At 39.0% G+C, this 25,654-nt stretch carries 22 protein-coding genes; 2 read left to right on the top strand and 20 right to left on the bottom strand.

Annotated elements, in window-relative coordinates:
* Positions 1-14: 14 nt before the first annotated feature.
* Both O3598_RS00885 and O3598_RS00880 read right to left on the bottom strand, forming a co-directional pair.
* Positions 15-2,054: a ComEC/Rec2 family competence protein gene (locus O3598_RS00885; RefSeq protein WP_371451444.1), complete on the bottom strand. Its 2,040-nt coding sequence runs from the start codon at positions 2,052-2,054 to the stop codon at positions 15-17.
* A 112-nt stretch (positions 2,055-2,166) separates the two neighbouring features.
* A complete protein-coding gene (locus O3598_RS00880) occupies positions 2,167-2,799 on the bottom strand; it encodes a ComEA family DNA-binding protein (RefSeq protein WP_371451442.1) in 633 nt (210 codons plus the stop codon).
* Positions 2,800-2,951: 152 nt separating this feature from the next.
* Here O3598_RS00880 and O3598_RS00875 point away from each other — a divergent pair, with 152 nt between their 5' ends.
* Positions 2,952-4,181: an aminopeptidase gene (locus O3598_RS00875; protein WP_371451440.1), complete on the top strand. Its 1,230-nt coding sequence runs from the start codon at positions 2,952-2,954 to the stop codon at positions 4,179-4,181.
* Between the two features lie 123 nt (positions 4,182-4,304).
* Here the strand turns inward: O3598_RS00875 and O3598_RS00870 are convergent, their stop codons facing one another.
* From O3598_RS00870 to O3598_RS00860, 3 genes are all read right to left on the bottom strand, one after another.
* On the bottom strand, positions 4,305-4,784 hold the full coding sequence (locus O3598_RS00870; RefSeq protein ID WP_371451439.1) for a deoxycytidylate deaminase: 480 nt from the start codon (positions 4,782-4,784) through the stop codon (positions 4,305-4,307).
* An 83-nt stretch (positions 4,785-4,867) separates the two neighbouring features.
* Positions 4,868-7,336, bottom strand: a complete 2,469-nt coding sequence (gene leuS, locus O3598_RS00865) for a leucine--tRNA ligase (protein WP_371451438.1) — start codon at positions 7,334-7,336, stop codon at positions 4,868-4,870.
* A gap of 80 nt (positions 7,337-7,416) precedes the next feature.
* Complete coding sequence (locus tag O3598_RS00860; RefSeq protein WP_371451437.1) at positions 7,417-9,036, bottom strand: glycosyl hydrolase family 18 protein; 1,620 nt, start codon at positions 9,034-9,036, stop codon at positions 7,417-7,419.
* Between the two features lie 131 nt (positions 9,037-9,167).
* Between O3598_RS00860 and lgt the strand changes: the two genes are divergently transcribed.
* Positions 9,168-9,995: a prolipoprotein diacylglyceryl transferase gene (gene lgt, locus O3598_RS00855; RefSeq protein ID WP_371451436.1), complete on the top strand. Its 828-nt coding sequence runs from the start codon at positions 9,168-9,170 to the stop codon at positions 9,993-9,995.
* A 106-nt stretch (positions 9,996-10,101) separates the two neighbouring features.
* On the opposite strand, the gene trmFO is transcribed toward lgt, so the two are convergent.
* The 15 genes from trmFO to O3598_RS00780 all read right to left on the bottom strand — a co-directional run bounded on the left by trmFO (position 10,102) and on the right by O3598_RS00780 (position 25,649).
* The gene (gene trmFO, locus O3598_RS00850) at positions 10,102-11,418 is read right to left on the bottom strand and encodes a methylenetetrahydrofolate--tRNA-(uracil(54)-C(5))-methyltransferase (FADH(2)-oxidizing) TrmFO (protein WP_371451434.1); all 1,317 of its coding nucleotides are present in this window, start codon (positions 11,416-11,418) and stop codon (positions 10,102-10,104) included.
* Positions 11,411-13,729, bottom strand: a complete 2,319-nt coding sequence (gene topA, locus O3598_RS00845; RefSeq protein WP_371451433.1) for a type I DNA topoisomerase — start codon at positions 13,727-13,729, stop codon at positions 11,411-11,413. Before topA ends, trmFO begins: the two co-directional genes overlap by 8 nt.
* A complete protein-coding gene (dprA, locus tag O3598_RS00840) occupies positions 13,719-14,855 on the bottom strand; it encodes a DNA-processing protein DprA (protein WP_371451431.1) in 1,137 nt (378 codons plus the stop codon). Before dprA ends, topA begins: the two co-directional genes overlap by 11 nt.
* Positions 14,839-16,410: a YifB family Mg chelatase-like AAA ATPase gene (locus O3598_RS00835; RefSeq protein ID WP_371451430.1), complete on the bottom strand. Its 1,572-nt coding sequence runs from the start codon at positions 16,408-16,410 to the stop codon at positions 14,839-14,841. Before O3598_RS00835 ends, dprA begins: the two co-directional genes overlap by 17 nt.
* Before the next feature lie 10 nt (positions 16,411-16,420).
* A complete protein-coding gene (locus O3598_RS00830) occupies positions 16,421-16,822 on the bottom strand; it encodes a YraN family protein (protein ID WP_298606990.1) in 402 nt (133 codons plus the stop codon).
* Between the two features lie 172 nt (positions 16,823-16,994).
* On the bottom strand, positions 16,995-17,795 hold the full coding sequence (gene rnhB, locus O3598_RS00825) for a ribonuclease HII (RefSeq protein WP_371451427.1): 801 nt from the start codon (positions 17,793-17,795) through the stop codon (positions 16,995-16,997).
* A complete protein-coding gene (gene ylqF / locus O3598_RS00820) occupies positions 17,788-18,693 on the bottom strand; it encodes a ribosome biogenesis GTPase YlqF (RefSeq protein WP_005379959.1) in 906 nt (301 codons plus the stop codon). The genes rnhB and ylqF overlap by 8 nt, the downstream gene beginning before the upstream one ends.
* Before the next feature lie 91 nt (positions 18,694-18,784).
* Positions 18,785-19,126 (bottom strand): 50S ribosomal protein L19, encoded by a 342-nt coding sequence (gene rplS, locus O3598_RS00815; protein ID WP_005377523.1) that lies wholly within the window; start codon positions 19,124-19,126, stop codon positions 18,785-18,787.
* Between the two features lie 170 nt (positions 19,127-19,296).
* Positions 19,297-19,668 (bottom strand): MarR family winged helix-turn-helix transcriptional regulator, encoded by a 372-nt coding sequence (locus O3598_RS00810; protein ID WP_371451425.1) that lies wholly within the window; start codon positions 19,666-19,668, stop codon positions 19,297-19,299.
* 146 nt (positions 19,669-19,814) lie between these two features.
* Positions 19,815-21,866 (bottom strand): glycine--tRNA ligase subunit beta, encoded by a 2,052-nt coding sequence (gene glyS / locus O3598_RS00805; RefSeq protein ID WP_371451423.1) that lies wholly within the window; start codon positions 21,864-21,866, stop codon positions 19,815-19,817.
* Between the two features lies 1 nt (position 21,867).
* Positions 21,868-22,743 (bottom strand): glycine--tRNA ligase subunit alpha, encoded by an 876-nt coding sequence (glyQ, locus tag O3598_RS00800; protein WP_316600741.1) that lies wholly within the window; start codon positions 22,741-22,743, stop codon positions 21,868-21,870.
* A 360-nt stretch (positions 22,744-23,103) separates the two neighbouring features.
* On the bottom strand, positions 23,104-23,700 hold the full coding sequence (locus O3598_RS00795; protein WP_227041320.1) for a hypothetical protein: 597 nt from the start codon (positions 23,698-23,700) through the stop codon (positions 23,104-23,106).
* Positions 23,701-23,748: 48 nt separating this feature from the next.
* A complete protein-coding gene (locus O3598_RS00790; RefSeq protein ID WP_371451421.1) occupies positions 23,749-23,928 on the bottom strand; it encodes a hypothetical protein in 180 nt (59 codons plus the stop codon).
* Positions 23,925-24,221 carry a hypothetical protein gene (locus O3598_RS00785; protein ID WP_119982926.1) on the bottom strand — a complete coding sequence of 99 codons (297 nt, stop codon included), beginning with the start codon at positions 24,219-24,221 and terminating at the stop codon, positions 23,925-23,927. The genes O3598_RS00790 and O3598_RS00785 overlap by 4 nt, the downstream gene beginning before the upstream one ends.
* Before the next feature lie 495 nt (positions 24,222-24,716).
* Positions 24,717-25,649 (bottom strand): DUF805 domain-containing protein, encoded by a 933-nt coding sequence (locus O3598_RS00780; protein ID WP_165852680.1) that lies wholly within the window; start codon positions 25,647-25,649, stop codon positions 24,717-24,719.
* Positions 25,650-25,654 lie beyond the last annotated feature (5 nt).

Raw genomic sequence — 25,654 nt, 5'->3', positions numbered from 1 at the left:
CGCTAGTCCCCCTTTCATAATCGATAGTCTGGAATATATTGATAGCCCCATAAATGAACATGTTCCGCATCTGGATCAATGTCTCGCATCGCTCCTCTAGGCATGCTAACAAGCATAGGACAATTCGAATGTAACGCTACAATTTGATTCACCATATGCGACTGCGAGGTAATCAAAATAGTGTTCCTCATATCATTTAATTGTAGTTTTTTTTCACCATTTTGTCTATTATAGACCATCACAGACGTTATATCATTTTTGTATAAAACAGTATTTTTGCCCGTCGATTGAAATCGTTGAACATGAGCATTTTTTAATGGAATACCAAAACTTTGTAGACCATTTCTTACGCGAATTTCACTAGCTTTCATAGGAATAGCATCAGGTGTATCGATATATACAATTGCCTCTTTTTCAAAAGGCTTTACAATGAGCATCGCATTAGACTGTTTCATAGGTACAATATGTAAGATCGTTTCATTTCTATATAAGATACCACTATAAGCTATAGCAATTATACCGATTCCCATAAGAATAATTCCTTTTGTGAAAGTTCTAAATCTAAGCTTTAATGAAACTAGGTTAATATATAGTAATCCTATACATCCATAGTATAACATCCCTAATGTGGAAGAAATGGTACCTATCCACCATAAACAAATAGAACTATTAGCGAGATGAGCATTTGCATATAAACATATGGTTAAGATACTATCTACTAATTTCCATACAAATCCTATGGGGATAAGTAACGAAATAATCGTACATCCAAACAACAGAATAATCGCTATATCGAGTAAAGGTGTAATAATGATAGCTGCCAATAGACTGGCTAAACTCAGATAGTGAAAATAATACAGCTGAAAAGGTATCAATAGGAGCTGTGCACTGATGCAGAGTACTAGTGGAGCTTTCACAATCGGTGGCAATACTGTAATCCATCGATATAAAGGCCTGCCAAATACTAAGAGCCCATAGGTAGCACCAAAGGATAGTTGAAAGCTTACATCTAATATGAGTAACGGATCGTATAGTAAAAATAGTATGGCCGTCACTGCCAATCCTTGTTTCGCCGTATACATGCGGCCTTTTAAATAAGCTAAAGCGAGCCAAATCCCCATTATGGTTGAACGAACAACAGGTGCACTGAAACCAACTAATATACAATAAAAGATAGATACTATAATACCACCTATCATGGCATATCGTTTTCTGATACGACCTAATCTACATAGGCCATATACGATAGAAAATAACAGTGCAATATGGGAACCCGATATAGATAAAATATGAATGATGCCAGTGTAACCAAATTGACGCAGTACATCTTGGCCTAATTCTCCATAGTGTCCACCTAGAACTAAAGCAGTTCCAAGCCATTTCGTTGTATCTGATAAATACTTTTGCATCAATTCTTCAACAGTACTACGCATGGAATCAATTATGTGAAGCCACCGTTGATAATAGCCTATATACGAATCTATCTTATACTGTTCAAGTACGTGTAAATTAACCACCTTATAGGTACCATCAAATATGGTACCCATATCTTCATTACGTATTGCCTTATTGCGCTTATCAATGGTCCCTCGTTCTTCTGTTAGATATAGAGATTTAGGCGTACCATAAACGATGATAGAATCACCCATATGAAGATGTGTAGAATTTTCTTGTATTGTTACCTTAATATGCCCATCAGCCTTAATATGCACGCCTTTTGCCGTATCCTTGTGTGGCACTAGTCCTAACAGTAAAGCACTAAATGATTTATATTCTTTTCCATCGATTATTTTTAGATCTACCGGAGAATCAATGAGTAATGCATATTCACCTTCTTGTGATAAAAAGAATTTAGTATGCCCAACATACTGATTAATTTGATGATTTACATGTACATATGATACGCCCCCTAATGCACATGAAATGATACAGGTTACAATTATATAGGTAATTGATAAAGACGATTGTAATCTATAACGAACCACAGATTTAGCCAATGTATATAGTAGGTATCCAACTGTGCCACATATACAGTACCAACTTGTATCGAGCAATACATAATGCCAGCTATAGGCACATAAAATACCTATTATGATACCACTTAGTATACAATGGGCTATCTCTGAGTATGTCATTAACATATTTAGGGTCAAATAGATAGGTACATTAGACTGTAATTTTATCGCGTATCTTCTTAAATAATCCATCGCCGATACCCTTGACGTGCTTAATATCCTCTATAGATGTAAAAGCCCCCTTACTTTGACGATATTCTTCAATCCGTTTTGCCATAGTTGGTCCAATGCCAGGCAGTGAATCGAGTTCTTTAACGGTAGCTGTATTGATATTAATCTTTTGATTTCGTAGCAATGCTTCAGGATTTCCGTGAAAGTTAAATTTGACGTGAATATGTTGTCCCCCTTGCACAGATTCAGCTAGATTAATCGACTCTAGATCACCATATGGTAGTGCACCACCAGCCCCTTTTATGACATCCCCAATGGTCGAGCTAGATGCTACCTTATAAAGCCCTGGCGATTGAATGGCACCAGTTATATATACAATGCTATCCTTCCCATCCGCCTGTTGTGATTCTCCCCGTGTCGTATCACCATTCATGGAAAGGGACGTACTATTTTGTTGTTCAGTGGTAGTATCCTTTATCATATCAGCGGCTAATACAGATGAATCTGGCATTATGGTGCTTCCTTCTGTTATAATAGGCCATAGGAAATAAATTCCTACTAAAATACACAGGATTATGACAATCCACTTATGTGACATGATTAGTTGTTTCATATGGTCACCTCCTACTATTAGAGTTTCCATATACAACAAATAACTCCTACTCGTGACTCTATTAGTCACATAAGCAGGAGTTTTCAAAATGATATCGAATTAAAAGAACATGCTTTCCCGGTATGTCCTATTACTATGTTAAGGAGTCTATAATGGATCAAGAATTATTACGTAAATATGCCCGTACACTATTGCAGTCTGGCGTTAATTTACAAGAAAAACAAACACTCATCGTATCGGTTGATGTAGACAATAAAGATTTTGCAGTCATCGTTACAGAAGAAGCTTACCAATTGGGTGCTAAAGAGGTTATCATCAATTGGCGACATACCCCTATAACGCGCCAACGATTATTACATGCTGATGCGTCGGTTCTAGAAACACCAGCAAAATGGATACCTGTATATTACGAACAATATGTAGAGGAAAAAGCTGCGTTTTTATCACTTATCAGTGCCAATCCAAAGGCATTAGCAGGCATCCCTACGGAGCGCATTAGCCTAAACTCACGCAATCTTAACAAGGTCCTATCCTTCTACCATACAGCTATCATGAACTCGTCCGTAACATGGTGTGTAGCCGCTGTACCAACAGTGCTTTGGGCTGAACTTCTTGGCTACGAAGGATCTGATAAAGAAAAAATTGACCAATTATGGCTTACATTATTAAAATTATGCCGCCTCAATGATGTAGAACCCAAAGATACCTATGCCCATCACATGGCTAAGCTACGCCATCGTCGCGAAGCATTAAATACTCTTGATTTAAAAGCATTGCGATACACCTGTGAAAATGGCACAGATTTACTCCTCGAATTACCGGAAGACCATATTTGGCAAGGTGGCGAAGAATTCTCTAAAGAAGGAATTAAATTCAACGCTAATATTCCTACAGAAGAAGTGTTCTGTGCTCCTCAATGGAATGGTGTAAACGGTAAAGTAGTTAGTACAAAACCACTTATCTACCAAGGTAATCCAATTTCTAACTTCGCCTTTACTTTTGAAAATGGTAGAATCGTTGATTACACAGCTGAAGAAGGGTTAGATATCCTAAAAGAACTCATCGAAACAGATGAAGGGTCTCAATATCTTGGTGAAGTAGCCCTTGTGGACCACTATAGCCCTATTAGTCAATCTAACATGATTTACTATGAAACATTATTTGATGAAAATGCATCATGCCACTTAGCAATTGGTGCTGCTTATCCAACATGTTTGAAAAATAGTGACGGTCTATCTGAAGAAGAACTTAAAGAACGTGGTCTTAACCACTCACTCGCTCATGTAGACTTTATGATTGGTCATGAAAAAATGAATATTAAAGGTATTACAAAAGACGGCCAACAAGTAGATATCATGATCGACGGCCGCTTATTGGTATAACAAATAACATATAAAAGGGATGGTACATCCTCCGTTAGCTCCACCGGCCAGGTCTGACTCCGGCCTTCGGCCTCCGCAGGGCCAAAGTCGCTTTCGAAGGATACACCATCCCTCTTTTTTATATTACAGTGTTATTTCCAATACGCGGCCCGTCGATTGATATTCTATGATATCTACGCCAGCCGTCCTTAACATACGTTTTGAAGCCTTAACCTCTTTAGTATCCTTGTATAAATCATCACGATAGATAACGGCCTTTATGCCGCTTTGAATGATTGCCTTAGCACATTCATTGCAAGGGAACAATGTTACATAAATCTTAGAACCTTCTAACGAACCACCGCGATAGTTTAAAATCGCATTTAATTCACTATGAACGGTATAGAAATATTTGTTATCATCTGCCGTATCCCGTTCCCACGTAAAATCATCATCACTACAGTTTAAGGGCATGCCATTATAGCCAATGGATAAAATCTTATTATCATTGCTGACGATACAGGCCCCCACTTGTGTATTAGGATCTTTGGAACGTTGCGCAGCCAAAATAGCAACACCCATAAAGTATTCGTCCCAAGAAATATAATCGCTACGTTTTGCCATAATAACCTCTCTAGATAATAAAGCCCCCTTCTACCTATGTAGTTGGGGGCTTTCAAGATATTAACAAATCATATATAGAAATATTATTTTACAACGATATTTACAAGTTTACCTGGTACGTAGATAACCTTAACGATTTGTTTACCTTCTGTAAATTCTTGAACACGGCTGGATTCTTTAGCCAATGCTTCTAATTCTTCTTTCGTAATATTCACAGAAACAGTTAATTTATCGCGAACCTTACCATTAACTTGAAGAACCACTTCTACTTCGTCTACTTCAAGAGCAGATTCTTCGTATGTTGGCCAGTTCATAGTGTGAACGGATTCAGTTTCGCCAAGTTCATGCCACAATTCTTCTGTAATATGTGGTACGAATGGAGCTAATAACAACACGAGATTATGTGTTAATTCATTAGCAAGATCAGCATTTACAGATTCTGCTTTGTCCTTGTGTGCATACATAGCATTGACAAGTTCCATGATGGCACTGATTGCCGTATTAAAGTTGAAGTTATTATCTAAATCTTCTGTAACCTTTTTGATAACACGGTGTAATTCGCGGCGTAATGCTACTTCATCTTTTGTAAGGTCACCTGTATGATTTTCCTTAGCCGCTTGGTCATACGCATCCACAATACGCCATACGCGGCCTAAGAAACGATAGGAACCTTCAACACCTTGGTCACTCCAATCAAGATCGCGATCAACTGGTGCTGCGAACAAGATGAATAAACGCGCCGTATCAGCACCGTACTTATTGATGATTTCTTCTGGAGAAACGACATTACCTTTAGATTTAGACATCTTGCTGCCTTCTTTAAGTACCATACCTTGTGTTAAAAGGCCACGGAATGGTTCGTTAGCTTCGATGAGGCCTAAATCATGGATAACTTTCACAAAGAAACGAGAGTATAACAAATGCAAAATCGCATGTTCAATACCGCCAATGTATTGGTCAACGTTCATCCAGTAATTAGCAATTTTAGAATCAAATGGTGCTTTATCGTTCAATGCGTCAGTGTAACGCAAGAAATACCAAGAGGAGTCGATGAATGTATCCATTGTATCTGTTTCACGACGCGCAGGACCACCACATTTAGGGCATGTAGCATTCATGAAAGCTTCGGATGTTGCCAATGGGGATACAGCACCGGATTCGAATTTAACATCTTCAGGAAGACGTACAGGTAATTCTTCTTCTGGTACAAGTTGTTCACCACATGTATCGCAATATACAACAGGAATTGGCACGCCCCAGTAGCGTTGGCGAGAAATAAGCCAATCGCGAAGGCGGAAATTAGTTTTACCTTCACCGATACCACGTTCGTGAAGTGCAGCCGTAATATTTTTACGAGCCTCTTCAGATGTTTGACCATCAAATTCGCCGGAATTAATCAACACACCATCTTCGTGGTCAGATTCTTCCCATGTATCAAAATTATAGCTTTCACCATTGTGAGAAACAACAGGTTTAATAGGCAAATCGTATTTATGAGCAAATTCCCAGTCCCGTTCATCATGAGCAGGAGAACCCATAACAGCGCCAGTACCATAATCTACGAGAACATAGTTAGCAATCCAAATAGGCACTTGTTCGCCAGACATAGGATTTACTGCATAAGAACCGGTAAACATACCTTCCTTAGGTGCTTCTGTAGATGTGCGATCAATGTCGCTCATGTTGCGCATACGCGTAATGAAAGCATCTAAATCAGCCTTGTTAGGCGCTTTTTCAATTAAACGTTCCACATATGGATGTTCAGGAGCTAATACAACGTAGCTTACGCCATAGATTGTATCTACACGAGTTGTATATACGGAAATGCGTTCGTTAATGGATGGCACATCAAAGGAGAATTCAGTACCTTCAGAGCGGCCAATCCAGTTCTTTTGCATCAATTTAACGCGTTGAGGCCAACCATCGAGTGTATCGAGGTCATCTAACAAGCGATCTGCATATTCAGTGATGCGGAGGAACCATTGAGATAAATCCTTTTTCTCTACAGGATTATCACAACGCCAGCAAAGACCATCGATAACTTGTTCGTTCGCTAATACGGTGTGGCATGTTTCACACCAGTTAACCTTTGCTTCTTTTTTATAAGCTAACCCTTTTTTATAGAATTGTTCAAAGAACCATTGTGTCCATTTATAGTAATCTTCTTTACATGTAGCAACTTCACGGTCCCAATCATAAGAAAGGCCCAATGCTTTTTGTTGCTTTTTCATGTTCTCAATATTATCAAGAGTCCATGTCTTAGGTGCAATACCATGTTTGATGGCTGCGTTTTCTGCAGGCATACCAAAGGAATCCCAGCCCATTGGATGCAATACATTAAAGCCATTCATTTTCTTAAAGCGCGCTACTACGTCGCCGATGGAATAGTTGCGCACATGGCCCATATGCAAATTACCAGATGGATATGGGAACATTTCTAATGCATAGTATTTCTCTTTACTTTCGTCATATTCAGTTTTAAAAGTATGGTTCTCATCCCAATACTTTTGCCACTTTTTCTCAATATCTTGGGCTACATATTTTTCGTTCATGTAGGTGCCTCCTCAAATCTATTTGTGATTCTAATTAATAGTATTATTGTACTACTTCGTACCATAAACCGTCAATTTATCTACTTCTTTACTACTTGCACAGCAGGAACAATAGACGCTATATCATTATCAATTTTTTGTTTTTCATTGGTAGCCTTAGCATCTGTTTTTGTACGTTCTTTAAATGCTTTAGCTTCGGCTTTTGCCTTTTCTTTTGCAGCTTTAGCTTCAGCTTTTGCCTTTTCCTTAGCCGCTTTAGCTTCTGCTTTTGCTTTTTCTTTAGCAGCTTTTTCAAGAGCCTTACGTTCAGCCTTTGTTAATGGTTTTTCAACAACAGGCTTAGGAGCTTCGGCAACTGGTGCTGTATTAGGTACACCTTTACCTAAATCAACGCCTTGAATCATTGTAATCGTATTATCATCTTCAAAGCCTTTGCGCCATGCAGCAAAACCGGCCAATTGTAATTCTTTTACAAGGTTTAATTTATAGCCTAAAGATTTATTATCCTCAAACCAAATCTTATCGGTACCACTAGATGTTGGAATGGCCGCATAATATGATTTTAACGTATCATTCCAAATAATATTCGATGCGTGATTTGTGAAATAAGATGGTTCATTTTTAATAGCCAATGTTTCACCCCGTGCCACGCCGCCTGATTCATGCCAAATTCGAGTATAGAATGGAATGCCTAGAACAAGCTTATGACTTGGTACCTCTTGTAACATCTTCTCAGCATGATCACGTACCCAAGGATAACTTGCAACAGGGCCAGCTGTAGTACTCTTAGCCCAAGTTTCATCGTAGGCCATCAATACGACATAGTCTACGCTATTAGCAAAGGACTTACGGTCGTATACAAGAGACCAATTTGGACTATTGGAATATCCCGTTACATCTATAGAGGATTGAATATTATATTTATGTAATTCGTCAGCTAAGTATTCCACGAATCTTGTCAATTTATCCCGATCAGAATAGTCTACATTTTCAAAGTCAAAATTATATCCATCAAAGCCATAAATGTAGGCATATTGAATAAGATTTTGAGCGTATTTCTTCCACACCGCTTCATCGGCTAAAATACCACTTGTAAAATGTGGATCAAAACGATTGGTAATGAGTGGCCACACATGATATCCATTGGCTTTATAAGCTTTTACATAGTCCACATTAATATTAGGACTCGATTCTAAGCCAAGACTATGCAATTTAAACCAACTTGGAGAGATGATGTTATCTCCACTGGCATTCAATTTTTTCGCATACGGCGCATCTTGATTAGGCCATGGATCAAAGGCCCAAGATAGAGGCCCTTGGACAGGTTTATTTTGTAATACTTGCATCGTTTCTGGTGCAGCTGTCAATTGAACGTGGTCACCATCCTTTGTATAGGTGACGCCTATTAACGGTGTTGCATTTTCTACATCAACATACTCGGCACCATCCCGTTTTGTAATCGGTAATTTAACCGGCTCTCCAACGGCTTTAGGATTCATCGTAATAGTTGTACCGCTAAGCTCTAGCTGTGGTACATAGATTGTATAAGAGGTCTTATACTGATTGGCCTCATAATTACGGTTGGTCGTATTTAAATATTGTTGTAATGGCACCAACACTTCAGCCTGTACGGTATTACCAGAAATACTAGATAATACGGCGGCAGCTAAGGTCGTGACCATAGCAAATTTACGTAACATGTATGTCTCCTATAATTTATGCTGACTAGCTTTTGTTTACATAACAATTCCTATATTATATCATACATATATCGACACTTATAATTTCAATGCTTATAAAAGCATGAACGTTTATTCATAAAGGAGTTCATATGCATCAATATCTATTTTTCATAGGCGATTTTCCGATTAGGTCCTACGGTGTCATGTTAGCACTAGCCATCATTAGCGGTGCGTCTGTAGCCTATTTCTTACTCAAAAAAGACGGGCGTGGATGGCACGAACACATTGTTGATTTCTCCATTACAGTCGCTATAGCAGGTCTTATAGGCGCCCGCTTATGGGATGTGTTTTTCTTCGATTGGCATTACTATGGCAACCATCTCCTCGAAATTCCTTTCGTATGGCAAGGCGGTATGGCCATCCAAGGTGGCGTGGTACTTGGTACATTAGCTGGTTATTGGTACCTAAGAAAACATAATATCGATTTCTGGGCCTTTGCCGATATTTTTGCGCCAGCCCTTATTCTCGCTCAATCGGTTGGTCGTATGGCTAACTTGTTTAACGGCGATGCCTTTGGTCATCCTACGGGTGGAAATTTTGGTATTCTCTATCCTGAAAGTACCCTTGCATACCGCACCTACGGTAATCAGCCATTATGGCCGGCTGAAATTTGGGAAGGCCAAATCGATATTCTAATCTTCGTAATCTTACTACTCTTTAGCTCATTTAAACATGCTAAAGGTCAAGTATTCGTTCTATATGCTATCTTGTATTCTGCGGCGCGATTCTGCTTAGAATTCTTACGCGGTGATTATGTAAACCTCACAATGGGACTTAAATCAGCACAGATGACGAGCCTCATTATTATGATTGTAGGTATCTGTTTATTTATCTACTTTGGTTATCTAGATAAAAAGCAACAAACCGTTGCAGAAACAGTACCAGAAGCACCACCAAAGCAAAAGAAACGTAAATAGAAAATAATAAAATCCTTCATTCACGGATACACAATATCCATGAATGAAGGATTTTTTATATCTATTCAATTATTCTAAACGATAGACTATGAACGACAACCATCATTTACAGTTGTTCTTGTGCCTTTAATGCGTCAAGTTCTTCCAATGCACGATTGGCAATGAGAGCATTTTTCTCCTTTTTCTTGCGAATCCGTTGAGGCCAAGATTCCATAATACCAAAGTTAACATTCATTGGTTGGAAATTAGATCCTTCGTAAGAAGATATATAGTGGCTCAATGATCCGATAGCCGTCGTTTTAGGGAAGTTGATAAATGCATTATCGTCAAGGTATCGTTTTACCTGTAACCCTACCATGAGCCCTGATGCGGCTGATTCAAGATACCCTTCTACACCTGTCATTTGACCAGCAAAGAATAATCGATGATCAGACTGTAATTGGAATGCATGATTGAGCAATTCTGGAGAATTGATATACGTATTGCGATGCATCACACCATACCGAATAAATTCTGCATTTTCAAGGCCAGGAATTAAACCAAACACGCGTTTTTGTTCGCCCCATTTTAAATGAGTTTGGAACCCTACGAGGTTAAACATAGTTCCCTCTTTGTTTTCTTTACGCAATTGCACAACCGCATAGGATTCTTCATTGGTACGCTTATCCACTAAGCCTACTGGTTTCAATGGACCATAACGCAATGTATCCTCTCCACGAGATGCCATGATTTCCACAGGCATACAACCTTCAAAATAGATTTCCTTTTCAAAATCCTTAGGCTGTACAGCTTCAGCATGGGTCAATTCGTGCCAGAAGTGTTTATACTCTTCTTCATTCATAGGACAATTAAGATAGTCAGCATCGCCTTTATCGTAGCGAGACGCAGCAAACACCTTATCATAGTTAAGAGACTCTGCGGTCACAATAGGGGCCGCTGCATCATAGAAATAAAAACCCGTATTCCCGGTCAATTCTCTAATAGCATTACCTAGTGTTTCAGATGTTAATGGACCAGAAGCAAAGATAACGGTGCCTTCCGTAGGGATAGATGTCACCTCTTCATGATGCACTGTAATATTAGGGTGACTTTTTATCTTATCAGTTACCATAGCACTGAAGAGATGACGGTCAACCGCTAAGGCACCACCAGCAGGTACAGCTGTTGCATCTGCACATTCCATAATTAACGAGCCTAATCGACGCATTTCTTCCTTTAGTAGACCAACAGCATTCTCTATATTACCAGCGCGCAAAGAATTGCTACAAACTAGTTCAGCAAATTGATCCGTTTGATGAGCCGGAGAACTCTTTACAGGACGCATTTCATATAAATCGACAGCAACACCACGATTGGCAAGTTGCCAAGCTGCTTCAGAGCCAGCTAGGCCGGCTCCTATAACAGTAACTCTATGTTCACTCACTCTTTGTATCCTCTTCTTTCTTTACTGAATCATCAGACTTTTTCTTTCTCGTTTTCTTAGGTGGTCTAGTTGGACATGTTTCATTGGAGCAGAATTTCTTCGTCGTACCATTTTTATATGATTTTTCAACGATAATGCTGCCACATGTATCGCAGAACTCATGAGTAGGCTTATCCCATAACGTAAAATCGCATTGTGGATAATGATTACAACCATAGAAGATACGACCACGCTTAGATTTCCGTTCTACGATTTCCCCTTCAACACATTTAGGACAAGCAACACCGGTACCAACCGTAATCGGTTTAGTGTTCTTACATTCTGGGAAGTTAGAACATGCTAAGAATTTACCATAGCGACCGAATTTATAGACCATAGGATGACCACAAAGCTCACAGGTTTCATCACTTTCCATGGATGCGATTTGAATTTTGTCTACATCGCTAGCATCATCCAATTCTTGCTTAAATATATTGTAAAAATCAGTCAATACCTTCACATACGTATCCTTACCATTAGCGATGGCATCGAGCTCCTCTTCAAGTTCTGCAGTAAACCCAGTGTTGATGATTTTTTCAAAATAGTCCACTAAAAAGTCTACTACTACAAAGCCGAGTTCTGTAGGTATGAATTGTTTATTATTTGTTTCTACATAGTTACGGCTAACGATAGTATCTATAATTGGCGCATAGGTACTTGGGCGACCAATGCCTAATTCTTCCAATGTTTTGATAAGGCTTGCTTCAGAATATCTAGCAGGCGGTTGCGTAAAATGTTGTTCTGGGTCGATAAGTACAGTTTCCACCACATCAGATTTCTTCAACGCTGGTAATTGTGGCGTATCTTCTTTCTTACTATCTTCATAGACTGCACTAAATCCAGGGAATAACACGCGAGAACCAGTTGCCTTAAAGGTATAAGTATCATCAATATCTAGTTCAATAGTAGTGGACTCATTTTGTTGTGGTGCCATTTGGCTAGCCATAAAACGATTCCAAATCAGTGTATATAACTTTAGTTCATCGCGATTTACAAATGGTTCTACCATTTTAGGTGTCAATTCAAGAGATGTAGGACGAATGGCTTCATGCGCATCTTGAGCTGATTCCTTCTTACCATATACATTCGGTTTAGCAGGGCAATAGTCATCGCCATAGGTTCTCTTAATATAGTCTCTTGCCTGTTCTTGCATATCTTTGGATATACGTGTAGAGTCTGTACGCATATAGGTAATTAAACCTACGTGACCATAAGAACCGATTTCTAAACCTTCATATAAATGTTGCGCAATCATCATGGTCCGTTTAGCCCCAAAATTAAGCTTACGAACTCCATCTTGTTGTAATGTAGATGTGGTGAAAGGCGGAGCTGGTTTACGGCTTCGTTTACTTTTCTTAACAGATGTAACAGTAGCCGTATGGTCCGCAATATCCTTTTGGATTGCTACTGCATCTGCTTCACATGTAATATCTAGTTTATCGCCCTTTACATGAGTTAGTTCTGCGGAAAACTCTTCATTAGTTTTCGTCTTAAATTGTCCTTCAATAGACCAATATTCTTGAGGTACAAAAGCTTGTATTTCACGTTCTCGTTCACAAATGAGACGTACAGCTACGGATTGAACACGACCAGCGCTCAAACCTTTGCAAACCTTTTTCCATAATAGAGGGCTTAATTTATACCCTACAATGCGGTCTAGTACACGACGTGCTTGCTGTGCGTCAACCATGTTCATATCCACAGTACGTGGATGCTCTAAGGCCTCTGCAACAGCAGTTTTCGTAATTTCATTAAAAGTAATACGACAATTAGATGTGATATCTACGTTTAGAATGTATGCTAAATGCCAAGAAATAGCTTCCCCTTCGCGGTCCGGGTCAGTTGCGAGCAATACGGCGCTACTTTCATCGGCATGGGCCACCAAATCATCAATCACCTTTTTACGTGCTACCAGATTACTATATCGTGGGGTAAAGTCATGATCAATGTCGATACCCATCTGAGATTTAGGCAAATCCCGAAGATGGCCCATACTGGCTTTCACAATATAATTAGGGCCTAAAAATTTCTCGATAGTCTTAGATTTAGCCGGTGATTCCACAATGACAAGGATTTTACCATCCGGATTATATACGCGAGGTTTTCGTTGCTCTGGCGGCATCGATGTAGCAACAATCGATTTGTCGCGTACAATACCAACTGGTGTCAACGCTTCTTTTGCTACCTTTTTATTAATCGTAGTCTTTTTCTTTTTTGTTTCTTGTTTTGGTTCTTTCGGTTCCCCAATAACGATAGATCGTTTAATGGACAAGTTTATCACTCCCGATTATGTTAATATAGCCCTTAGAATGAACCTTTTCAATCATATGTTTCATTTCAAGGTCTAATAAAATGCTTTGTAATCGTTGTAATGGAATGTGTGTTTTCTTGATTAAATCGCCTACGCTAATACATTGATCGGTAGGAATTGTACTCAACACGACCTCCCATTCCACCTTAAAGCTTAACACATCGGGCCCTTGCGTATCAACCACACGGGGCTTTAACTCATAATCCTCGATTATATCTTGTGCTTTCGTTAATATATTGGCTCCTTGACGCATGAGCCAATGATTACCTTCCGCTACATTGCTTAAAATACTGCCAGGTACCACATAGATTTCACGTCCTTCATTGGCGGCCATATCAGCTGTTATAAGAGACCCACTGCTCGCCTTGGCTTCGACTACGATGATAATTTGTGAAAGACCACTAATGATGCGATTTCTTGCGGGAAAATGGACTCCTGACGGCGGGGTACCTGGAGGATACTCTGACAGCAATAGTCCATTATTCTTAAGAACGGCGTCAAATAACCGTTTATTCTCCGGTGGATATACAATATCTAAACCACACCCCATAACAACGATTACTTGTCCCTTTGCCGCTAAAGCACCTTCATGGCTATGACTATCTATGCCCCGTGCACCACCGCTGACTATAGCCACATTATACGAAGCTAGTTCTTTGCCTATCCGCAGTGCCACATTGCGTCCATAATCGGAACATTTTCGAGCTCCCACCATGGCGATTTTCATTGTTTCATCGTCTAACAATGATACATTTCCTCTTACAAAAATGACAGCTGGCGGATTATATATCTCTTGCAAATGCCCAGGGAACAATACGTCAAGGTACGTAATATATTCTATATGCCAGTTCTTAAGAGCCTTATAGATAGTCTGTAATCGTTCGTCGGTTGCTTCTTTCTCGATTTGCCTATATTTTGTGGATGGAATACCTAGTATTGTTGTTAGGTTCTTACGATTTTGTAAAGCACACCATGCCTCATAGGGTCCTCCAAACTTTTCAACTAAATCACGTATCGTAGCCGCTCCTAGTGAAGAAATACTCTGCATGGCGGCAATGTAAAAATTACTTTCATACTGTTGCTCCATCACAAACTCCTATCCTCGACACATGGTATGGTATGTGCCGATACATCATCGCTTCTGAAATATGTTCATTTTCTATGTATAAAGAACCATCTAAATCTGCAATGGTTCGACTCACCTTTAGCAACCGATCAAAGCTGCGTCCCGTAAAATGAAAACGTTCGTATACTTCTCCTAACAAGCCCCAACAATCATCGCGTATATTACACAGTTCACGAATAGCACCATGTGGCATGGCACCATTTGACTTAAAGGGTTGGTCTCGGAAACGTTCGAACTGCTTCTGACGCCCTTGTTCTACGAGTTGTTTCATATCTGCACTGCTCATGGAATTAGAATCAATATGTAGCATGTCGTTAAAACTAGGTCTTTCTACAAGGATAAATAAATCAAGCCGATCCAATATAGGCCCTGATATTTTATGTTGGTATTTCTCTAATTCTGTAGAGCTACAGACACATTCCTTATGAGGGTCACCATAATAGCCACAAGGACATGGATTAGCAGCGACTATACATATAAAATCAGCTGGATAGTCATAACTATTTTGTAACCGATTCACAGTAATCATATGGGACTCTAATGGCTGCCGTAACGCATCTAGCACATAGCGCGGAAATTCAGGTGCTTCATCAATAAATAGGACCCCATTATGAGCTAATGTAATTTCTCCCGGTTTTGCATTACTGCCGCCCCCTATAATACTCGCCAAGGTGGCTGTATGATGAGGACACCTAAAGGGCCGTCTAGCAATCAGCGTATTCTTTTCGAGCAACCCTGCCACATCGTGAATGCGTGTCGTTTCTAATCGTTCCTCCCAGCTTAGAGGCGGCAAAATGGTGGGTAATCGTTCTGCTAACATGGTTTTACCAGACCCAGGCGGGCCTATCATCATCACATGGTGAACACCGGTGGCAGAAATAATCATAGCTCGTTTTCCTAGTTCTTGACCTTGCACATCCTTGTAATCAATAAGGCTGTTGACCACGTCATCACAATCCCTATCTATAGTATCTATACGATATTCATCCGGTCGCATTACTAGTTTCACAATCTCCTCTAATGTATGGGCACCATAGGATGTAATTGCTTCTATATTGCGCAGTAATGATACATTATCTGTACTGGTAAAGATTGTAAGTAGCTTATCATCAAGTGCTTTCATAGCCATACTAAGAATGCCCTGTGTCTTTTTCAGACTGCCATCTAAGGATAATTCGCCTATAAACAGAGTTGATTGTAATAACTTTGTTAGTTTAGGTTTGCGTAATCTGATTTGACCTGATGCGGCTAATACACCTATGGCTATGGGTAAGTCTAATCCGGAACTACTTTTTCTGACCTCTGCAGGTCCTAAATTGACGACGATGCGTCGCATAGGAAAATCAAAACCACTATTTTTTATGGCCGCCCGTACGCGTTCCCTCGATTCTTTTACGGCTTGATTGGGGAGTCCTACGATGTCAAAGACAGGTAGACCTTGGGATATATCGACCTCGACGGTTACAACGACGCCATCTAAACCATCTATGGTAGCACCATAGACCTTTGCATACATAATGGACCTCCTACATGAAACACTGAGGCATATAGTGTACAGTGGCCTTAAGGTCCTCATGTACATATACCTCAACTACATCAAAGGATAGTTCTTTCCATTTACGGTTCTGGGCACGCAAATCTCGTATAAAATACATGGCTGCCTGCTTAATATGTTTTTGTTTACGTTTTGAAACAGCCTCCCGTGGCAATCCATGGGTGACACCACGGCGCGCCTTGATTTCAATAAAATGATAGGTCAGCCCATTTTTAGCGATAATATCGATTTCTCCTACCTTTGTTTTGTAATTGGTGGTCACTATTTTTAATCCTTGTTGCTCAATATATTGTCGAGCAATATCTTCTCCCCAATTACCAAGAGCTTTTGCATCTAATAAATTACAATTTTGTTCACAATTCATCGTATTCATGGTTACCTCCTTATGTATATAGATGCTTTCGAATACTTATATATACAACATAAGACGGTCTGACCATGAATGTAAATAGAAAAGAGGTTCCTAATAGTCACATAGGTGACCAATAGGAACCTCTTTTCCGTAGATTTTTCATTTTTATTTCACAATAAAGTATTCTATCTATTTATTTTTCTTCTCGATGCCATCCTACAATGGACTTAATCGGTTCAAAGCTCTTTCTATGCAATGGTGTAACGCCTTGTTGCTCCACGGCTTCTTTATGAAGTTCTGTATAATATCCCTTGTGTATACCAAAACCATAGCCAGGATATTCTTCATCAAGACTTTTCATGTATCGATCTCGTGTAACCTTCGCAATGATAGATGCCGCTGCAATATTAGCACTTTTGCTATCGCCCTTGATGATGGATTCAACAGGTATCGTTAAATCAGGTAATTTCATCGCATCCGCTACAACAGCCTCTGCAGGTACATCGAGGGTGCGAATAGCCTCGTACATTGCTTGACGTGTAGCCTCATAAATATTGAGCTCATCAATTTTTTCTGGACCATAAGAAACACAGCTAACCGCTACAGCGTCCTCCATAATGATGTCATACAATGCTTCACGTTTCTCTTCGGTTAGCTTTTTAGAATCATTAAGGCCTGGAATTAATGTCATAGGCGGTAAAATAACGGCAGCTACCGTAACAGGACCTGCAATAGGACCACGCCCTACTTCATCGACGCCAGCCACATGATATAGCCCTTCATCATAGAACATGCCTTCATAGTCGTACATGCCCATCAAGCGTTGTTGCTCTTTTAGCTCTTTTTCTTGACGTTTAATATAAGAGGCTGCCAATTTTTGAACGGAGGTACGAGTATCTTCTTGTGCTAATGGTAAAATTTCCAAAGCTTGTTCTGTTTCAAAAAGGGCCTTAATATCAGCTACCTTTAACTTAGCGAAAATATCCTTATCCATGATATGTTTCCTCACCATCTTCTGGATAATAAGGCTCTTCATTAACTTGGTCTAGCGTAATTGTACCAAGCTTTGTATTGCGATAGTCTTGCAAAATAATGCGACGTGCCTTATCAAGGTCTACAACACCACCGCTTACAAGACAGCCTCTACGGCGACCAATGCTTTCAAGAATTGTATCCACATCGGCCATCTCTTCTTCTTTTAATTTGTAGCGTTCAATCAAGATATTAGGTGTATTCGTCAATAGATGGTTTAACAATTGCTTAATTACGTGCTCTAAGTCATATACATCATCAGAAATGGCACCTGTCATAGCAAGACGAGCAGCAGCCCGTTGGTCCTCTAATTTAGGCCATAATACGCCTGGCGTATCAAGCAATTCCATATTCTTACCAATTTTAACCCATTGCTGACCACGCGTATGACCTGCCTTGTTAGCCGTACGGGTTGCTGCAGAACCAGCCAAGGAATTAATCAATGTAGATTTTCCTACATTCGGAATGCCTAAGATAATGGTACGTATAGAGCGGCTACGAATTCCCTTTGCTACCCAACGATCAATGATAGGTTTACTGAGACGTTCTACAGTAGATACTAATTTCTTATTACCCTTACCAGACTTGGAATCGATGGCTAATACAGTAATGCCTTGTTGCGTAAAGAATTCTGTCCATTCCTTCGTTGCTTTTGGATCTGCTAAATCTACCTTATTTAACAGTACAATATGCGGTTTTTGACCAACTAACTCTAGGATGACTGGGTTCGCACTAGAGCGAGGAATACGCGCATCTAATAACTCGATAACAACATCTACCTTTTTGATGTACTCCGTTATCATGCGCGTCGCTTTCGCCATATGACCAGGGAACCAATGTACGATAGGTGAATCTGCCATAATGTCTCCTTTCTATATATCTTGTATGAATGTATGTATATCTATATTTTAGCAAAAATAAAAGGCTGCCAACGGCAGCCTTTTAAGAACATTAGCGTTTTTCGCGAATACGAGCAGCTTTACCAGTAAGGTTACGTAAGTAGTACAATTTAGCACGACGAACAACACCACGGCGCATAACTTCGATTTTAGCTAAGCGTGGGCTGTGAAGTGGGAATGTACGTTCTACACCTACACCGGATGCAATACGACGAACTGTGAAAGTTTCACGTACGCCACCGTTTTGACGTTTAATTACCAAGCCTTCAAATACTTGGATACGTTCACGGCTACCTTCCACTACTTTTACGTGTACGCGTACTGTATCACCAGCACGGAAAGTAGGGATGTCTGTACGAAGTTGTTCTTGTTCGAGTACGTTAATAATGTTCATTGTTTCCTCCTGTTTGCAGACATTCAATACCTACACCTTATAGGCAGCGGACTGTCTCAAATTAACAGTAATATATTATCACAAGTCAATGTACAATGCAAGAGGTTACACACTATATCTTGTATAGATTTATATACCTACTTTACCGTAAATATATACAAATATATCGCTTAATCAATACGGCCCAATAGGTCATACAAATCTTGTCGATCCTCTGACGATAATCGTCTAAACCGATGGGCTAACTGCTGTTCCCTATGTTCGACTAAACTATGTGCTTCTTCTTTTCCCGCATCGGTTAACGTTACCACCGTTGTCCGTTTATCCATCGTATCGATAGTCTTTTGTACAAACCCCAATTGTATAAGTACATCCAGTTGCTCCGATACGGTAGCCGGACGAATCTGTAAACTATCTACTAATACGCGTTGACTCGTTCCCTTGCCGATAGTATATAGTTCCATAAGTATTCTATAACGTGAACCTTCACGCTTAGCCGTCACATTACGGAGGGCATTGAATAATTCAACATTGGTAATCATAATGACATCTCCTTACAACTTTGTATACTTTATGTATTCGACATAGATGCCAAAAATCCTGCATAAAGAAAAGGCAACCGCAGTTGCCTTTCCTCAGATTCACATAGTTAAGACAAATGTAATTCCCTAACTATATAAAATATATGTTATTTTAATGCACTAATATCGCCGATAATAGCCATTACGCTATATGCTAAACGAACAAGTTGTAAACGGTTCGCTTTAATAGCTTCATCTTTGTCCATGACCATAACATCTTCAAAGAATGTATTGATGGCAGGAACCAATGTAGCAGGTACTGCTACGACAGCATCATAGTCGTTATTATCCCATGCATCGATACTTGCTTCGGATGCTTTCGTAGCCGCTTCATACAAGGCGCGTTCTGCATCTTCTTTTAATAGGCTTTCATCAACACCGGTATATGTTACATCTTTCACAAGATTATACATGCGTGTGAAAGCTTGTACTAATTCAACATTTTCATCAATGCGGTTAGCCAAGAGAGCTTTCACAAGACCTTCAGCATCAGCAACGGACAATTCATTGTTAGATAACAATAGATCGATTACATGATGAGGTACTTCACGGTCAAGGAAGATATTTTTCAAACGCAATGTAATGAATTCTTCTACTTGGCCAAGCAATTCATCTTGTTTCTCTGCAGGCACATTAAGAAGATTCATGGATTCTACGATGATTGGGCGCAAGGAAATATTCCAATCGCTGTTGAGCAAAATGTTCAAGATACCAATGGTTTGACGGCGCAATGCATATGGATCTTGAGAGCCTGTAGGAATTAAGCCACGGCTAAATGTAGCAACGATGTTATCGATTTTGTCGATAATGGACAACACTTTACCTGCTTCTGTTTGAGGCAATACATCGCCTGCAAAACGTGGCAAGTATTGTTCAAAAATAGCTTCTGCTACTTCTGGGGATTCACCGTCGAGTAACGCGTATTCTTTACCCATTACACCTTGCAATTCAGTAAATTCTGTAACCATACCTGTTGTAAGGTCAGTTTTAGCAAGTTCAGTAGCACGTTCCAATACGACACGCGCATCTTCGTGTAATTCACATTCTTCACTAAATACACGGCCTAATGTTAACAAACGTTCTGTTTTGTCAGCTAAGTTGCCAAGACCTTCTTGGAACACGATTTTTGTTAAACCATCTTGACGGTCGATAAGAGGTTTCTTGCGGTCTTCGTTGAAGAAGAATTTAGCATCATCTAAACGAGCGCGCAATACGCGTTCATTACCAGCTTGCACTACTTCGATAGAATGGTCGGAACCGTTGCGCACTGTTAAGAACATTGGCAACAATTTGCCGTCTTGATCAACCAATGGGAAGTAACGTTGATGGTCTTTCATTGGTGTAATGATGGCTGCATCTGGAAGTGCCAAGTAGAACTCTTCAAAGCCACCGCACAATGCTGTAGGCCATTCAACAAGATAGTTGATTTCTTCTAACAAATCATCATCCCAAACGATGGATGCATTTTTAGAAGCTGCAATGTCATGTAATTGTTTGGAGATCAATTCACGACGTGCATCTTGATCAACCATAACAAAATTTTCTTTTAATGTATCTACATAGGATACTGCATTTTTAATAGTAATTTCATCAGCACCTAAGAAACGGTGACCACGTGTTACATTACCAGATTTTACAGTAGCAAATTCTACTGGAATTACTTCTTCATCAAGTAATGCTACAAGCCAACGTACAGGACGTACGAACTTAGCATCTAAATTGCCCCAATGCATGGATTTAGGGAAATTAAGACCTATAATCAATTGAGGTAACATGTCTGTTACGATATCTTTCGCAGGTACGCCAGCAGTTTTAGTTTCAGCGTAGATATAGCCATCTTCTACAACAAGATCTGCTACATCAAGACCTTTACCACGAGCAAAGCCGATAGCCGCTTTTGTAGGATTGCCATCAGCATCATATGCGATAGACGCGGAAGGACCTTTATGACGTTCGCTGATTTCAGCAGATGTGTCAGCAAGACCTTTCACGATAAGAGCCAAACGACGTGGTGTGCCGTATGTAGCGATGCTTTCAAAAGGAAGATGGGCATCATTTAATTTTGTTTCAGCCAATGTTTTCAATTGACCTAAGATATTTGGCATAAAGCCGGCAGGAATTTCTTCTGCACCGATTTCAAATAATAAATCCTTTGCCATCTTATTTATCTCCTTTCAAAAGTGGGAATCCTAATTCTTCGCGTTTAGCGAGGTATTGTTGTGCACAAATACGAGCTAGTGCACGTACGCGGCCGATGAAAGCTGTACGTTCGCTGATAGAAATGGCACCACGGGAATCAAGCAAGTTGAATGTATGGGAACATTTCAATACATAGTCGTAAGCTGGTAATACATAGCCCGCTTGGCAAACGCGTTTTGCTTCTGCTTCGTACATATCAAACAATTTGAAGAGCATATCTGTATCTGCTAATTCAAAGTTATACACGGATTGCTCAACTTCGTTGGCATGCCAAACGTCACCGTATGTAACGTTTTCATTCCATTTAAGGTCATATACGTTTTCTACACCTTGAATGTACATAGCCAAACGTTCTAAACCGTATGTAATCTCTACGGAAACTGGTTTACAGTCGATGGAACCAACTTGTTGAAAATATGTGAACTGCGTTACTTCCATACCGTCGAGCCATACTTCCCAGCCAAGGCCCCAAGCGCCCAATGTTGGAGATTCCCAGTTATCCTCTACGAAACGGATATCGTGATCTTCAGCGTGAATACCAAGTGTTGCCAAGGATTGTAAGTACAATTCTTGGATATTATCTGGAGATGGTTTCACGATAACTTGGAATTGATGATGTTGGAACAAACGGTTAGGGTTATCACCATAACGACCGTCTGCTGGACGACGAGAAGGTTCTACATAACATACAGCCCATGGTTCAGGACCAATTGCATGCAAGAATGTAGCAGGGTTCATTGTACCTGCGCCCTTTTCGATGTCATATGGATTTTGAACGATACAACCTTGTTCACTCCAAAATTTTTGTAGATTTAGTATAATCTCTTGAAATGTCATTGCTGCCTCCACTTTACACAACCGACATAAAATCAACCATTTCGTTACAAACAAAAAAGTCCCTGTAACGAAAAACGTTACAGGGACGAGTATACCCGCGGTTCCACCCTATTTGGCTTGCGCCCTCTTTTTTCTATGTTGGCCTTTACTAACAAATACCTGCGTTCCTGCCAATGCTCTACAGCGCCTTCAACCAAATGTGAGCTTACACCATCCTCACTCGCTAGAGAGGTTTACTACTCTGCTTCATCGCATATATTATACACAATATTGTAGCAATACAGAGGGAAGAATGTCAATCTCTAGGAATATATAATTAATAATTAATTTAGTTAGAAATATCTAAATCAAGAAATAAATCTAGAAGTATATCCCATAAATATAAAAACTAATACACCTACTAATACAGATAAGATAAATAATGCTAAGAAAGTACTGGTAAAAAATCTTTCCACCAATAGTATCATATTTATCTTGATTTTGAATTAATTTAGGAACAGTTTGACCAATAGTTACTGCATTTCCAGCGCCTTTATATCCTGCATACTCACCAGTATAAGAAACTGCATCCCCCATTAAACCAATAGCAGTATTAGGACTATTAAATTTATCTATAGCAATTTGATACTCATGCTCTCTCTGTTGCCGTCTTATTATAGCATCAATTTTATCATTTTGATAAATAACATACCCACCAGCATACCAAGCTTTATGATCTGGATTATAAACAGCAGTAGCACCTGACATTAAATTCCTATTGCCTTGATATTCACCTGTAAATACTGGTTCTGAGCTATTACTATAAACTCTATAAATTTTACCGGTGGATTCTTCTGGCCAATCATCTATAACCCTTGGTATTTCTTCAACTACTGCAGGATTATTTACACTAGGATTATCCCATGAAGATGTGTTATTTGCAAGCCAACCTGCAGCCCCTACATGTACTTTTCCCATAGGTTCATCAATATTAGTCCATCTCAAATCCGAATTAATTAAGACTTCCTATCCTTCCAATTGATGTCCTTTTTCAGGATTTTGTACAACAACTCCAGAAATGGGGTCAGTACTCAATACAGATGGATCGACCAATTCATCGCTAGCTCTACTTCGATTATATACTCCACCATCTAAAGCAATTATATAATACAATTCAAACACAGATAACTCATCAGTCTGTTTCATCCTACCATATACATTTTCTCTAGTCCCATATTGTGCCACACGAACTTTAAAATCTTCAAACCTGTAACCCCTGCACTAACAGGTGCAGGTACGCGTTTTAAACGCAAATAAGTTCCTACGGCATAACCAATATTTAAATATTCTCTAATAGCTTGATCACGCATACTAAATTTGCTATTATCAGCATTTCTTGTCATCATACTTATTGCATTACCAGCAGTTGCAATATAGCCTACTTTTCCATTTGTAACTTTAGAGCTTTTCCAATAGTGTGCGTGCTTATCGAACATCATGAGTACACTTTTCCCCATAAAATTTGTATAGCTTTCGTTTCCGTACCCACATAGCAGGTGATTTTATGATTCACAACTACGTCGCGAACCAGTCTAAAGACAACAAACCAAAAACTCGCCCATGACAATTGACGTCAAGGACGAGTCTATAGTTCTATCATTACAATATTTTATAGCGCTCTATAAATCGCAGTACCACCTTATTTGAATGCAATGCATTCCCTTTCGCAGGATACTAACATATCCCTCATGATTAACGCTCGTGTGACGTTGAAGAATACTGAGACTTGCCATTGCCCACCGTCCATGACAAGCCGGCCCTTCTAATCTGTTCAGTCCACCCTCGGTGAGCCATTTAATAAGCTGCGCACTAAGGGTTCTCAACTAATTCCACTCTCTGTAGATATTTAGATAAAATTATTGACAGTGCCTTATCCTCTCAGTATATTTTCACAGTTAAAATCATAACTAAAACATACACCATAATAAACCTAATCATTCAATCTCATCACTAACAAAATGCCAAGACCCTTTCCCCAATAATAAATAAGCAACGTAAATATTAATATAAGGTATTAACAATCCAAACAACCAAAGTGCACTACTACCGGAATCATGTAATCGCATAGAGAAAACTTGAATCATATATATAGAAATCCATATATAAACCAAATAAATTAACAAATTTAATAGATAATCCATGATAAGTATATCAGGGAGTACCTCTATCAATATCATATGAATTAATACAAAAATTAATATAATTATTTGATAACTTATATAATAATAAATTAATTCACCACGACTAATCCGTTTAGATATATTAAATACTCGTATAGATAAACTCTCAGAAATTATAGGTCCCACTTTATATAAAGAAAATTCAGACCAAAATTTATTCCAATTATCTAAAAAAGGGTAATTTATATATCCCCAATTAGTCTTAATAATGCCATTTGGTAGCCCATATTTACTTTTTTTATTCTCACTAGGGAATATACCAAGAAGTAAAAATATCAAAAACGGAACCCATAAATTAATTTGTGATTTAATACTAATATAATTTAAATCTCTTGTGACCCTAAATATTGAATTAGTAAAATTAATCGGATTATAAAAGAAAAATATAAAAACAAAACTCCAAGCTAAGAAATAAACCCACAATTTTCCAAAATCAATAGATCTCTGAAAGGATATAATAGCTATAACTATAGTAAAAAAAGCAAAATGAATCCACCCAAACCAAAATATCAATAATTCATCAAATATATTATAGAATTCGATAATAAGACCTGGTAATCCTATTAATGCTATATATGTGAATAATATTGAAAATAAATATGATTGTCTATCAAGCCTCCAATTGTATAATAAGTTATATATGTTAAACTTAAATAACTCCCATTCATTTACAATTATTGACCACATACAAC

It is taken from the genome of Veillonella atypica, assembly GCF_041431435.1.
GTDB lineage: Bacteria > Bacillota > Negativicutes > Veillonellales > Veillonellaceae > Veillonella > Veillonella atypica.
The sequence above is the reverse complement of the archived record's forward strand: the minus strand, read 5'-3'. Positions and strand labels throughout refer to the sequence as shown.

What these genes read in the sequence shown, in the direction of transcription:
- O3598_RS00880 (WP_371451442.1), bottom strand. Translation starts at nt 2,799, where the DNA reads ATGAAACAACTAATCATGTCACATAAGTGGATTGTCATAATCCTGTGT.
- O3598_RS00875 (WP_371451440.1), top strand. Translation starts at nt 2,952, where the DNA reads ATGGATCAAGAATTATTACGTAAATATGCCCGTACACTATTGCAGTCT.
- O3598_RS00870 (WP_371451439.1), bottom strand. Translation starts at nt 4,784, where the DNA reads ATGGCAAAACGTAGCGATTATATTTCTTGGGACGAATACTTTATGGGT.
- leuS (WP_371451438.1), bottom strand. Translation starts at nt 7,336, where the DNA reads ATGAACGAAAAATATGTAGCCCAAGATATTGAGAAAAAGTGGCAAAAG.
- O3598_RS00860 (WP_371451437.1), bottom strand. Translation starts at nt 9,036, where the DNA reads ATGTTACGTAAATTTGCTATGGTCACGACCTTAGCTGCCGCCGTATTA.
- lgt (WP_371451436.1), top strand. Translation starts at nt 9,168, where the DNA reads ATGCATCAATATCTATTTTTCATAGGCGATTTTCCGATTAGGTCCTAC.
- dprA (WP_371451431.1), bottom strand. Translation starts at nt 14,855, where the DNA reads ATGGAGCAACAGTATGAAAGTAATTTTTACATTGCCGCCATGCAGAGT.
- O3598_RS00835 (WP_371451430.1), bottom strand. Translation starts at nt 16,410, where the DNA reads ATGTATGCAAAGGTCTATGGTGCTACCATAGATGGTTTAGATGGCGTC.
- O3598_RS00830 (WP_298606990.1), bottom strand. Translation starts at nt 16,822, where the DNA reads ATGAATACGATGAATTGTGAACAAAATTGTAATTTATTAGATGCAAAA.
- rnhB (WP_371451427.1), bottom strand. Translation starts at nt 17,795, where the DNA reads ATGGATAAGGATATTTTCGCTAAGTTAAAGGTAGCTGATATTAAGGCC.
- ylqF (WP_005379959.1), bottom strand. Translation starts at nt 18,693, where the DNA reads ATGGCAGATTCACCTATCGTACATTGGTTCCCTGGTCATATGGCGAAA.
- rplS (WP_005377523.1), bottom strand. Translation starts at nt 19,126, where the DNA reads ATGAACATTATTAACGTACTCGAACAAGAACAACTTCGTACAGACATC.
- O3598_RS00810 (WP_371451425.1), bottom strand. Translation starts at nt 19,668, where the DNA reads ATGATTACCAATGTTGAATTATTCAATGCCCTCCGTAATGTGACGGCT.
- glyS (WP_371451423.1), bottom strand. Translation starts at nt 21,866, where the DNA reads ATGGCAAAGGATTTATTATTTGAAATCGGTGCAGAAGAAATTCCTGCC.
- glyQ (WP_316600741.1), bottom strand. Translation starts at nt 22,743, where the DNA reads ATGACATTTCAAGAGATTATACTAAATCTACAAAAATTTTGGAGTGAA.
- O3598_RS00795 (WP_227041320.1), bottom strand. Translation starts at nt 23,700, where the DNA reads ATGGGAAAAGTACATGTAGGGGCTGCAGGTTGGCTTGCAAATAACACA.
- O3598_RS00790 (WP_371451421.1), bottom strand. Translation starts at nt 23,928, where the DNA reads ATGAAACAGACTGATGAGTTATCTGTGTTTGAATTGTATTATATAATT.
- O3598_RS00785 (WP_119982926.1), bottom strand. Translation starts at nt 24,221, where the DNA reads ATGATGTTCGATAAGCACGCACACTATTGGAAAAGCTCTAAAGTTACA.
- O3598_RS00780 (WP_165852680.1), bottom strand. Translation starts at nt 25,649, where the DNA reads ATGTGGTCAATAATTGTAAATGAATGGGAGTTATTTAAGTTTAACATA.